General features: G+C 66.5%; 11 protein-coding genes. 5 read left to right on the top strand and 6 right to left on the bottom strand.

What is annotated here, in order from left to right:
• The first annotated feature begins 63 nt into the window (after nucleotides 1–63).
• From KTR9_RS03545 to KTR9_RS03535, 3 genes are all read left to right on the top strand, one after another.
• Nucleotides 64–873 carry an SDR family oxidoreductase gene (locus KTR9_RS03545; RefSeq protein ID WP_014925242.1) on the top strand — a complete coding sequence of 270 codons (810 nt, stop codon included), beginning with the start codon at nucleotides 64–66 and terminating at the stop codon, nucleotides 871–873.
• Nucleotides 874–969: 96 nt separating this feature from the next.
• The gene (locus KTR9_RS03540; RefSeq protein ID WP_238554026.1) at nucleotides 970–2,181 is read left to right on the top strand and encodes a TetR family transcriptional regulator; all 1,212 of its coding nucleotides are present in this window, start codon (nucleotides 970–972) and stop codon (nucleotides 2,179–2,181) included.
• A gap of 21 nt (nucleotides 2,182–2,202) precedes the next feature.
• The gene (locus KTR9_RS03535) at nucleotides 2,203–3,153 is read left to right on the top strand and encodes an NADP-dependent oxidoreductase (RefSeq protein WP_010844049.1); all 951 of its coding nucleotides are present in this window, start codon (nucleotides 2,203–2,205) and stop codon (nucleotides 3,151–3,153) included.
• 30 nt (nucleotides 3,154–3,183) lie between these two features.
• On the opposite strand, the gene KTR9_RS03530 is transcribed toward KTR9_RS03535, so the two are convergent.
• The 3 genes from KTR9_RS03530 to KTR9_RS03520 form a co-directional block, all read right to left on the bottom strand.
• Nucleotides 3,184–3,948 carry an SDR family NAD(P)-dependent oxidoreductase gene (locus KTR9_RS03530; protein WP_044505783.1) on the bottom strand — a complete coding sequence of 255 codons (765 nt, stop codon included), beginning with the start codon at nucleotides 3,946–3,948 and terminating at the stop codon, nucleotides 3,184–3,186.
• A 537-nt stretch (nucleotides 3,949–4,485) separates the two neighbouring features.
• A complete protein-coding gene (locus KTR9_RS03525) occupies nucleotides 4,486–5,331 on the bottom strand; it encodes an enoyl-CoA hydratase-related protein (protein ID WP_044507567.1) in 846 nt (281 codons plus the stop codon).
• Nucleotides 5,328–6,140, bottom strand: a complete 813-nt coding sequence (locus KTR9_RS03520; protein ID WP_014925238.1) for a crotonase/enoyl-CoA hydratase family protein — start codon at nucleotides 6,138–6,140, stop codon at nucleotides 5,328–5,330. Before KTR9_RS03520 ends, KTR9_RS03525 begins: the two co-directional genes overlap by 4 nt.
• A gap of 142 nt (nucleotides 6,141–6,282) precedes the next feature.
• Between KTR9_RS03520 and KTR9_RS03515 the strand changes: the two genes are divergently transcribed.
• Together KTR9_RS03515 and KTR9_RS03510 are read left to right on the top strand one after the other, a co-directional pair.
• Nucleotides 6,283–7,071, top strand: a complete 789-nt coding sequence (locus KTR9_RS03515) for an SDR family NAD(P)-dependent oxidoreductase (RefSeq protein ID WP_014925237.1) — start codon at nucleotides 6,283–6,285, stop codon at nucleotides 7,069–7,071.
• A gap of 85 nt (nucleotides 7,072–7,156) precedes the next feature.
• Nucleotides 7,157–8,308 (top strand): acyl-CoA dehydrogenase family protein, encoded by a 1,152-nt coding sequence (locus tag KTR9_RS03510; RefSeq protein WP_014925236.1) that lies wholly within the window; start codon nucleotides 7,157–7,159, stop codon nucleotides 8,306–8,308.
• 52 nt (nucleotides 8,309–8,360) lie between these two features.
• On the opposite strand, the gene KTR9_RS03505 is transcribed toward KTR9_RS03510, so the two are convergent.
• From KTR9_RS03505 to KTR9_RS03495, 3 genes are all read right to left on the bottom strand, one after another.
• Nucleotides 8,361–8,996, bottom strand: a complete 636-nt coding sequence (locus KTR9_RS03505; RefSeq protein ID WP_010844042.1) for a TetR/AcrR family transcriptional regulator — start codon at nucleotides 8,994–8,996, stop codon at nucleotides 8,361–8,363.
• Between the two features lie 168 nt (nucleotides 8,997–9,164).
• Nucleotides 9,165–10,685, bottom strand: a complete 1,521-nt coding sequence (locus KTR9_RS03500) for a class I adenylate-forming enzyme family protein (protein WP_014925234.1) — start codon at nucleotides 10,683–10,685, stop codon at nucleotides 9,165–9,167.
• A gap of 128 nt (nucleotides 10,686–10,813) precedes the next feature.
• Nucleotides 10,814–11,998 (bottom strand): aromatic ring-hydroxylating oxygenase subunit alpha, encoded by a 1,185-nt coding sequence (locus KTR9_RS03495; protein WP_010844040.1) that lies wholly within the window; start codon nucleotides 11,996–11,998, stop codon nucleotides 10,814–10,816.
• Nucleotides 11,999–12,126 lie beyond the last annotated feature (128 nt).

Genomic DNA, 12,126 nt, shown 5'->3' with positions numbered 1-12,126 from the left:
CACAGTCAACGTGTCCGAACACGGTGTATGGTCGGCCGTACACCGACCGTTCGAGGAGCACCCATGACCCGGAATTCGCCATACCCACTGTTCGACATCACCGGCGCCCGAGCGCTCGTGACCGGCGGAACGAGCGGAATCGGGCTGATGATCGCCGAGGGCTTCGCCGCAGCCGGCGCACGCGTCATCGTGTCATCACGCAAGCAGGCCGGCGTCGATGCCGCGGTGGCGCGGTTGTCGGAGTCGGGTTCGGCCACGGGGATCGTCGGCGACGTCTCCGATCCCGGATCTGCGCGCGCACTGGCCGCGCAGGTGCTGGCCGAGGACGAACGACTCGACATCGTCGTGAACAACGCGGGCGTGACCTGGGGTGCTCCTCTCGAGGAGTTCCCCGACGCGGGATGGGACAAGGTGATGCACACCAACCTCGAAGGCGTCTTCCACCTCACCGTCGCACTGCTCCCCGGACTACGCAGTGCCGCACGTGAATCCGGTCGCGCCACGATCATCAACATCGGCTCGACCGATGGGATCAACGTGCCGGAGATGGACAGCTTCAGCTATGGGGCGAGCAAGGCGGGACTCCATCACCTCACCAGGCATCTGGCGAAAAAGCTTGCCACCGAATCGATCACCGTCAACGCGATTGCACCGGGTCCGTTCGAGAGCCGGATGATGCGGTTCGTCACCGAGAATCCCGAGGCGCTCGACAGGGTGGTCGACGGAATCCCCTTGGGCCGCCTCGGCGAACCCGACGACATCGCGGCTCTCAGCATCTTCCTCGCCAGCGCCGCCGGGAAGTACATGACGGGTTCGGTGATCCCCCTCGACGGCGGGATAGTCGGATGCGGCAGTTCGGCGAAGCTGAGTTGAGCGGTGCGGGTCGCTCGCGGGTCGGCGCGAGGTCGTAGAGAGCCGAGGCCATCGGACGCAACCGTGGCCTCGTTCTTCTCCGCGACGGAGGACTTGTTGGCGCACAAGTCGTTCGAGGACGTGACGATAGCCGACATCATCTCCGGGACACCGCATTCCCGGTCGGCCTTCTATCACCACTTCGCCGGGAAGTACGACGTGCTGGTCGCCCTCGCCGAGCTCGTGCTCGCCGAGTCCTACGACGGCCCGCAACTGTGGGATACCGCGCCGGGTCGCGCCCGGTCACACGGAATGCGGGCGAGCATCGCGCCCACGCTGAACATGTGGGCGACACACGGCGGCGTCATCGGTGCGGTCGTCGAGCACATGCACTCCAACCCTGACGTCGAGACGGTGTGGCGCCCCACGTTCGACCGGTTCGTCACGGGGGTCGCAGAGCAGATCCGCCACGAACGCGATTGCGGTCGCGCGCCCGAGGGCGCACCGGCGGAGATGATCGCCACCGTGCTCGTCTGTGGCATCGAACGCGTCATGTACGTCTGCACACGCCGACTCGATCCGCATCTCCCGGCCCTCTCGTCCGCGGTCGACGCGGTGGACTGGCTCACCCGCTCGGTTCTGCGTCCCCCGGACCAGACAGACGGCGCGACCGCGGATCGCATCACAACGCCCACGGTGGAGCCACCCGGGTGGGCCCGGCCAGAGGCCGAGCAGCCCGCCGCCGCGGAGGCCGACACGAGGTCGACCGCGATCCTGGACTCGCTCCGCGAATTGTTGCTGGAACTTCCTCTCGACAAGCTCAGCGTCGCGCGAATCGTGCAGCGGGCGGGTCTGTCCCGGTCGACGTTCTACTTCTATTTCGACAACAAGAACGCGGTGTTCGCCGAACTCTACCGAGAGGTGGCCGCCTCGACGGTCGAACGACTCAAGGCACTCGACACCATCGACCGTGCCGACAGATCCGCTGTTCGTACGGTGCTGCGGGAGTGGCTACGGATAGATGCCCAGACCACGTCGGTGATGACGAGCGCGCTGCTCGAGTGGCCCAGGCGGCCCGAACTCCGCGAGGTCTACCGGGAGGGGATCTCACAGATGGCCGACTATCTGGCGCACACGATCACCACTGACCGGCGATCCGGGATCGCCGTCGCCGGCCCGCCGGCCGACGAACTCGCCGCCGTGATCCTGTGGACCATCGAGAGATCGATCGCGGGCGCACTGGCCGGTGACGACAACCTCACCGACCTGGACCAGGTCACCGACTTCCTCGGAGAGTTGCTGACCACAGCTGTATACGGACGACCCTGAATCCCAGAGAAAGGCTCACTCATGCGCGCAGTTGTCATACCCCGGTTCGGCCCTCCGGATGTCCTCGAGGTCCGCGAGGTCGACGTACGTCCTCCGCGCGAGGGCGAAGTGCGGATCGCAGTGCGGGCCGCGGCCGTCAACCCCACCGACATCGCAACGCGCAGCGGTCTCGTGGCCGCCGCATACGAACAGTTCGATCCCCCCTATATCGCGGGTATGGATGCCGCCGGGGTGATCGAGTCGGTCGGCCCGGGCTCGTCGTCGAGCCGGTTCGCGGTGGGCGATGAGGTCATGGGGATCGTGATGCCCCGTCGGCAAGAGGGCGGGGCGCACTCCGAGCTGATCGTGACGCCCGCGGCCGCAGTGGTACACAAGCCGTCGGCGCTCACGGTGGAAGAAGCGGCGATGCTGCCGATGAACGGTCTGACCGCACTGGAAGCACTCAGCATCCTGGACCTGCAACCCGGTGCCACACTGGCGATCACGGGCGGGGCGGGCCATCTCGCCGCATTCGTGATGACACTCGCCCGACGGGCCGGTGTCCGCGTCATCGCCGACGGCCGTCCCGAGGAGGCGGACACCATCAGGAGTCACGGTGCAGACGAGGTCGTAGCACGAGGACCCGGTGTCGAGCAGCGCATCCGGGCGGCCGCGGGGGGCGGCGTCGACGGGGTGCTCGACACCGCGCTGATCGGCTCGTCGCTGTACCCGTGCATCGCCGATGGCGGCGTTCTGGCGTGCGTACGCACCTTCACCGGCGCGCCACCGGAACGCGGCATCCGGGTCCGCGAGGTGTGGGTGCGTGAACGCCTCTCGGACACTGCGGGACTCGAGCAGCTGGCCGCCCTCGCAGACCAGGGGGTCTTCGGTTTCCTCGACGTTGCCGGGCGATTCACACCGGACGAGGCAGCCGATGCCCATCGGATGATCGAAGCAGGCGGAGTACGGGGGCGCCCGCTCATCATCTTCTGACCGGCGGACGCCCCCGAGCTCGTTGGCCCGTCACATCGGCGACGACGTGAACCCGCCGTCGAGGACGTAGGTCAGACCGGTGACCCAGTCGCCCGCGTCCTCGGCGAGATGGGTGACCGCGCGGGCGACGTCGTCCGGCCTGCCGAGGCGGCCCTGGTGCTGGGTGAAGAACTCGTGTGCGTCGACGCCCCCGGACGCCGCCTGGAACGCCTCCATCAGATTGTCCGACAACGCGGTCTCGACGAAAGCCGGTGCGACACAGTTGACCCGGATGTTCGCCGGGCGCAGTTCCACTGCCGTGGTCCGTGTCAGATTGATGACCGCTGCCTTCGTGGCGGCGTAGCCGCCGATCATGGGCATCCCGTTGGTGCCCGCCGACGACGCAGTGTTCACGATGGCTCCGCCGCCGCGGGCGGCCAGATGCGGCACCGCCGCCTTGATCCCGTGGAAGACTCCCTTGAGATTCACCGCGATCATCCGATCGAAGTCCTCAGCGGTCAGTTCGGTGACGGGCGCGAGGATCGCGATGCCCGCGTTGTTCACCATGACGTCGAGGCCACCGAATTCGTCGGCGGCCCTTCCGATCACCGCTTCGACCTGCGCCGCATCGGTGACGTCGACCTCGGCGCCGACAGCGGTGTCACCGATGTCTCCCGCGACCCGGGCCGCCGCGTCGCCGTCGATGTCGGCCACCAGCACCCGTGCGCCCTGTGCGGCGAATCTGCGGGCGATCGCCGCGCCGATCCCGCCACCGGCACCCGTCACGACCACCGATTTGTTGTCGAAAGTTGTCATCTATCAGTCCTTTTCTCGTGAGGATGAGATCGCTCATGAGATCGCCCGAGTCCGTGTCCGCCAGGACGGCCAACGCGAAATCTGCGCCCACTCGGACCCAGCACCGTCATCGAAACAGGTTCGCGTGAAGCAACTGTCGGCATTGCAGCGCAGCGGGGACCAGGCGTTCGAGAGCGACACACCGGACCATACATGGTGTCTGGATGTGGTGTCAATCACAGCCCGCCCGTGCCTTGCCCCTCGACTCCGACGGGTCCGGGCCCGTGAACCCAAGCGCACGGGGCGCGACGGTGGCCTTCCCGCTGATGATCGTGGGCGGAGTCGGCGGTGTCACGCTCGCGCACTGAATCCGCTGATACGACAACCGCCCCCGAAATGCACCCTCCGTGGGAAGGTCGGCGACACATCGTCGTCGACTCCGCTGTGACGGGCGGTTTTCGAGGGCGGTTGTGCTGTCATAGGCCGCCGCTCACCGCACTGTGCGTGCCACCCCGAGGGCTCGACGACGTTGGTTACAGGACAGGCCTCCCTGCGGCGTCACACATCGGCTTCGATATCCGACACGCGATCCGGGAACCGCGAGGGCCGTTTGGCGAGGAAGGACTCCACACCCTCCTGCACGTCCGCCGACAAGCCGCGCCGATACAGGACCTCGGACTCGGCGTGGTGCGCCTCTTCCGGACCGGAGGCGCCGAGCGCGCGCCACAGCAGCGATCGCGTCAGTGCAACCGAGACCGGCGCCGTCCCTGCGGTCATCTCCTCCGCGATCTCGAGGGCTCGCGCGAGCACCTGATCCGCAGGCACGACCTCGCGCACCAGGCCGCGGTCGAGGGCCTCGCCGACCGGCACCATGCGCCCACCCAGGGTCCATTCCGCAGCAGTCGAGATACCGACGACCCGAGGAAGGAACCAGGTGGAGCATGCTTCGGGTACGAGCCCGCGACGGGTGAACACGAATCCGAATTTCGCCGTGTCCGAGGCGATCCGGACGTCGGCCGGAAGGGTCATGGTGACTCCCACACCCGCGGCGGGACCGTTGATCGCGGCGATGACCGGCTTCTTCGACCGGTAGATGCGCAGAGCCACCTGCCCGCCCGCGTCGGCCGGGAATGAGCCGTCGGCACCCTTGTCCTCGGGCAGGAACGTGTCGCCACCGCTTGCGAGATCCGCTCCGGCGCAGAAGGCCCGGCCGGTTCCGGTGAGGACGACCGCTCGCACGTCGTCGTCTGCGTCGCAGGTGTCGAAGGCCGCGATGAGTTGTGCGCGGATGTCCTCGGTGAAGGCATTCAGTCGTTCCGGCCGGTTCAGGCGAACGACCGCAACGGCGCCCACTCGCTCGACGATCACGACACCGGACTCGGTCACCTGCGCCACCCCGGTCATCGGCCGCTCCACTTCGGTGCACGCTTCTCGGCGAAGGCGCGGGGCCCTTCCCGCGCGTCGACGCTGGAGAACACCGTCCGGATGGCCGAGGCGTTGACCTGCCACGAATCGTCGTCCCACCCGCGCTGGGACTTCGACGTCTCGTGCATCACCCGCTTGCTCTCCGAGACGGCGACGGGCGCGTTGGCCGCGATCAGGGCCGCGAGTTCGAGTGCGACGGCAAGGGCGGTACCCGCAGGCGCGACCCGATTGACCAGCCCCAGTTCGTACGCCCGTCGGGCGGAGATCGGCGCCCCGGTGAGTGCGATCTCGGCGGCGACCTTCTGCGGGACCTGCCGGTGGATTCTCAGCAGTCCGCCGGCGGCGGCGATGAGACCCCGCCGCACCTCGGGCAGACCGACCGAGGCCTCCTCGTCGATCACCGCGAGGTCGGCCGCGAGCACGATCTCGGTTCCACCGCCGAGCGCAAAACCGTTGACCGCCGCGATCACCGGTTTCGCGATGTGATGTCGCACGATGCCGGCGAAATCCCATTCACGGTGTTCCGGGTCGTCGATACGGTTACCCGCCGCGATCTCTTTCAGGTCGGCGCCGGCACAGAACGCCCGTCCCGCACCGGTCAGGACGACGACGCGCACCTCCGGGTCGAGCGCCGCCCGCTCCAGCGCCGCTCCGGCGCCGACGGAGAGTGCCGAGTTCACGGCGTTCATCGCTTCGGGCCGGTTGAGGGTGATGACCGCGATGTGTTCGCGCACTTCGTAGTCGACCACGGATGAACCGCGCCCGGAATCGGTCTCGCCTGCTGTCATGAGCATCCTCCTGGATTCGTGATCCGCACTCGTGGACAGGAGGGTCGCACGGCCCGGCATCTCGTTAAACCTTATTCTGTTAGATTAAATTCGACAACCTCGGTGCATTCGCCCGCGGGGTCGTTCAGACGAGAGGAGACCCATGGACACGCACCCGTCCGCCCCGACAACCCCGTTGCTGGACCTGTTCCGACTGGACGGACGGGTGGCGATCGTGACCGGCGCGGGCTCCGGACTCGGCGCGGGGTTCGCCCGTGCACTCGCCGAAGCGGGAGCCGACGTGGTCATGACCGGTCGCCGGCCCGAACCGCTGCGCGAGTCGGCCGACGATGTACGTGCGCTCGGCCGGCGCGCGCTCGAGATCCCGTCCGATGTCACCGATCCGGACCGATGCGACGAGGTGGTCCGGGCCGCGATGGAGCATTTCGGGCGCGTCGACATCCTGGTGAACAACGCCGGACTCACCCACTCCGCCCCGGCCACCCGCGAACTCCCCGAGGACTTCCGGGCGGTGCTCGATGTCAATCTCCTGGGCACCTACTGGATGGCGCGCTCGTGCGCCCGGGTGATGGAGCCCGGATCGAGCATCGTCAACGTCGGCAGCATGCTCGGTCTCATCAAGTCCGCGCTGCCGCAGGCGGCGTATTCCTCGAGCAAGGCCGGCGTCGTCGGCCTGACCCGAGACCTGTCCAACCAGTGGTCGGGTCGTAAGGGAATCCGGGTCAATGCGATCGCACCCGGTTTCGTCGAGACCGACATGATCGCCGAGATGTCGGACGGCGCTCGCGCCGACTTCCTCCACGGCTGCTCCCTCGGACGGATGGGCACACAGCGCGAAATCGACGCCGCCGTACTCTTTCTCGCCAGTCCGGCCGCGTCGTACATCACCGGATCGATCCTGGCCGTCGACGGCGGCACCTCTGGACACTGACCGTTCCCCGGCTTCACCGCGGCGCCGGGCACTTCCCCGGCATCAACCGCACCAGCATCAGCACCAGCACCACAGGAGAACCACAATGCAGACAGACCTGTTCGACGCCGACCACGAGCTGTTCCGGGATTCGGTACGCGCCTTCGTGACCAGACATGTCGTCCCCAAGATGGAGAAATGGGACGCCGACCGCCTGATCGATCGCGAGACATGGCGTGCGGCGGGAGCGCAGGGCATCCTCGGTCTCGCGGTGCCGCTCGAATACGGCGGCCCCGGCGAGACGGACTACTGCTTCCGCGTCGCCATCCAGACCGAGATCGCGAGAGTGGGCGCCTCTGCACTGCAGTCCGGTTTCTCCACCAATGACGACATCGTGCTGAATTACCTACTCCGCCATGCCGATGACGAGCAGAAGAAGCGCTGGGTGCCGGGTTTCGTCACCGGCGACACCATCGGCGCGATCGCGATGACCGAGCCCGCGGCCGGCAGCGACCTGCGCGCGATCACCACCACGGCGCGACGCGACGGCACCGACTGGGTCATCAACGGTTCGAAGACCTTCATCACCAGCGGCATCCTCGCCGATCTCGTGATCGTCTTCGCCAGGACCGATGCGGATGCCGGCTCACGCGGATTCAGCCTGTTCGTCGTCGAGGACGGGACACCGGGTTTCACGCGGGGCCGCAAACTCGACAAGGTCGGACTCCATGCCCAGGACACCGCAGAACTGTCGTTCGACGAGGTACGCGTACCCGCCACGAGCCTGCTCGGTGAGGAAGGAGCGGGGTTCGCCTACCTGATGCAGAGCCTGCCGCTGGAGCGGCTCGGAATCGGCATCGCCGCGCAGGTGTCGGCCGAGGCCGTCTTCGAGTGGACCCTCTCGTATGTCAAGGAGCGCAAGGCCTTCGGCAAGCCGGTCGGCGAGTTCCAGGGACTCGGGTTCACCCTCGCCGAACTCCGCACGGCGATCGAGGTCTCCCGGGCGTACATCGACCGGTGCGTGCGGGAGTACAACCGGGGAACCCTCACCGCGGTCGACGCCGCCAAGGCCAAGCTGTGGGCCACCGAACTGCAGGACAAGGTCATCGACGCGGGCGTGCAGCTCCACGGCGGATACGGCTACATGATGGAGTACCCGGTGGCGAAGGCGTACATCGACGCACGTATCCAGCGGATCTACGGCGGGACCAACGAGATCATGAAAGAGATCATCCACCGGGATCTGATCCGGGGTTAGGCGCCGGTCGCCGGACTCGACACCACCGGGTCCGGCGACATGCCTTCCGCGGTCAGCGTTTCAGCTCGGCCGCGGGCACCGCGCTCGGCATGAACGCCGGAAGCACGAAGTTGCGCAACATCTCCCGATGCTGAGGGTCGTCGGGCCGATCGAAATCCAGTCGGCCGACGAGGATGAACTGGACCAGCGCGATCCACTCGGCGATCTTCTCCTTGTCGAGATCCCGCCGTATTTCGCCACGGTCCATCGCACGCTCGATGATCGGGTCCCACATCTCGGCGGTCAACCGAGCCGCAAGGCCCGAACTCCCGACCAGGGATTCGGCCAACTGCATGTGCTCCGGACTCACCAGGATCCGGATGAGCGGGTCGCGACGGCCTCGCTCGACCAGAAAGATCAGACCCTCGACGAGCTGGTCGGAGAACGTCTCGTGCTCGAGGAGATACTTGCGCGCCTTCTCGAACAGGGTTCGTGAGCGCCGCTCGATCAAGGCCGACATGAGGGCGTCGCGGTCCTTGAAATACCGGTAGACGGTCGGGCGTGAGACGCCGGCCTCTCGGCCGATGTCGTCCATCGTCGTCTTCGCGACGCCGTACCGCTGGAACACGCGCTCGGCGGCCACCATGATCTGTTTACGGGCTTCGTCGACGTCCTCGCTGAGGACGTTGCCCGTCTTCCTTCGCGCCACGTCTACCTCCCGGGGACAATGATACAAGATACAGATCGCGTTCTGTGTCCGCGTATCGCGCAAATCGGGGACGGTCGTGCCATGCTACCCGCCGGCCTCGACGCCGGAGACGACAAACGACCGGGTCGTGGCGCTTGTGCACCACGACGCCGGCCGCCGCGGACTGGCTCAACGGACGCGATCGAACCTCGTGTCGACGTCCTTGTACTCGTCCCGGATCACGGTCTTGGCGATCTTCCCGCTGGGCAGACGGGGCAGCGGATCCTGCCGGATGACCACGTAGCGCGGAACCTTGAAGTCGGCCAGCACCTGCTTGCAGTGCTCGACGATGGTCGTCGCCTCCATGTCCTCGGAGACGGTCACGATCGCTGCGGGCGTCTCGCCGAATCTGTCGTCGTGCGCGGCGATGACGGCGACTTCCTCGACCCCGTCGATGGCACCGATCGCGATCTCGAGTTCCACCGGTGAGATGTTGATGCCGCCGGAGATGATCAGGTCCTTGAGGCGATCGACGAACTGGACCCGCCCGTCTTCATCCGCCACACCGAGATCTCCGCTGTGCAACCATCCGTCCCGGATGGCCTCCGCGGTGGTCTCGGGATCGTCCCAATAACCGGGCGTCACACCCGGGCCGCGTACGACGAGCTCACCCTCCTCGCCCGGCGCGGCCGGCTCGCCCGCGGAGTTGAACACCTTGACCTCGGTGAAGATCGACCCGGTGCCACACCGGTCCGGGAACTCCAGGGCCTCCTCGCGTACGGTCGCCGTGGCCACTCCCCCGGCCTCGGTCATGCCGTAGATCTGGCGGAGCAGTACGCCCTTGTCCGACCACCGCTTCAGCAGCTGTCCGGGTACCGCCGCCCCGCCCACGATGGCGGTCTTGACCGAACTCAGATCCGCGTCGGCGAACTCCGGAGCCCGCGAGATGGCCTCGAAGATCAGCGGGACGCCGAAAATCGCCTGTACGGAATGCTTTTCGAGAAGTGTGACGGCGTTGGACGGATTGAGCTCGGGTTCGACGATCAGCGTGCCACCCAGAACGGTGGTGATCAGCAGTCCGTACACGAGCCCCGGGGTGAAGGCCAGCGGGAGTACCAGCAGCGTGGTCGTCCCCGGCCGGAAACCCTCCTCGGTCAGCGTGTTCTCGAGGACGATCGACATCAGGGTGCGGTTGGTGAGGATGACGCCTTTGGACAGTCCGGTCGATCCACTGGTGAACAAGACCGTGGTCGGCTCGTCGGGTTCGAGATCGACCCGGAAGTCATCTGCGCCACCGGTTCGCATCGCGTCGAACTCGGCGAACGGGACGACCGAGAACGGCGCGCCGACCGCCGAGGTGTCCTCGGCGAGCTGCTCGAACCCGGGTGCCACGATCACGACGCCGATTCCGGCATCGTCGACGATTTTACGCAGCTCAGCGGGACGGTACCGGCTGTTGAGCGGCACCAGCACGCCACCGGACTTGAGTACGCCGAGGGCCGCGGCCGGCCACTCCAGCGAGTTCGGACCGAGCAGGCCGACACGATCGCCGGGTGCGACCCCCTTGGTCTCCACGAGGAGGCGCGCGATGCGACTGCTCCAGTCCCGCAGTGCGCGGTACGAGAGCTCCGCGCCGGAGAACACCACCGCGGTGGTGTCGCCTTTGGTGCGGGCCCACCAATCGAGTGCTTTGCCGATTGTTGCGGTCATGTTCGTTCTTTCCTCTGTGTACCAAGGGATCTGCGGTGGATCGTCATTCGCTGCGAGGCGTCTGACGTGGACAGGATAAATCCGACGTTCGGCGGTCGGGACGCTTTTCGGCGACCCGACCGCGATCGTCAGGCGTTGCGTTCGGCGCGGCCTTGCGCGACGAGCTTCTTGGTCTCCCGGCGGAAGACCTGGTTGGCGATCTCGTTGCGACCGAGCAGCATGTCGCCGGCATCCGCGCTGCCCATGCCTCGCTGCGAGTCGCGCAGCAGGGGGAAATCCTCCTGATGCAGCACAGCGATCAGGATCTCCCAGTTCTTGTTCCAGATCCGGTCCCACTTCTCCGGCGTCATCCCGCTGTCCTCGACCTTCGGCACCAGGAGCCGCTGCTCCATCCGCGACTTCGTCGGGTCGGTGGGATGCGGCCGGAAGGTCAAGAGCTGGAAGTGGTCCGGCTGGCGCAACAGGGTGCTGTTGGGCAACAGGAAGTGGGTCTCGGTGACGTACTTGTCGAGCGGGATGTCACCGGGATCCTCTTCGAGGAACCGGTCGATCGATTTACGCGGCGCGATGAACCGGCAGTGCCGGCCGAAGTCCTCGAACGCCATCACGTTGGTGTGGATGATCTTGCCGGCGGTGTTCGGGTGGGCGTACTGGATGTGGTAGCCATCCAGGAACGCGTCCTGCATGATCTTCCAGTTGGTGGGTTCGTCGAATCCACCGGCCCGGAAACACACGAGTTTGTCCATCTCGTACTCGGCGAGCATCGGATCGATGTCGGGTCCGAGCCACGCCGCGACGTCGATCTCGGCGTGGGCGTTGTCCACCACCCAGATGAAGCCGTGGCGCTCTTCGGTGGGGATCTCGATGAGTCCGTGCTCTTTTCGGTCCACCTCGCCGAACGTCGCGTCGCGTGTGATCGTCCGCAGCGAACCGTCCGGATCGTAGGACCACCGGTGGTAACCGCACGAGAAGATGCGGCAGCGGCCCTTCTCGCTCTGCTCCAGCATCGCTCCGCGGTGCCGGCACAGATTCACGAAAGACTTGACACTTCCGTCCTTCTGACGCACCACGATGATGTTGTTGCGCGGCATCTGCACGGTGACGAAGTCATTCGGACGCGAGATCTCGCTTCCATGCGCGACGATCGACGGCACGCGACCGAAGATGTGGTCGCGCTCGTCCTTGGCGAGCACCGGATCGGTGAATTCGTCGGGTTCGAACTGCACGAGCTCGTCGAATTTGTCCGTCGTCTCGTTGCGCAAGAGTTCGAGCGCACGTCGGATTCGATCCTGACGGGGAAGCGAAGTGGTCATGATTCCCTCCGTGATGGAGCGGTTGTTGCGAGTGGGAGCGTGCTCGCCCGGGCCGGGACGACACTCCTTAAACCTACAGTAATAAGTTTTAACGAGCAATCGGCCGTCGGGCGGTGCCGCATCGTGCG

It is taken from the genome of Gordonia sp. KTR9, from assembly GCF_000143885.2.
In the GTDB taxonomy this organism is placed as follows: domain Bacteria; phylum Actinomycetota; class Actinomycetes; order Mycobacteriales; family Mycobacteriaceae; genus Gordonia.
This window is presented reverse-complemented; position numbering and strand designations above follow the sequence as displayed.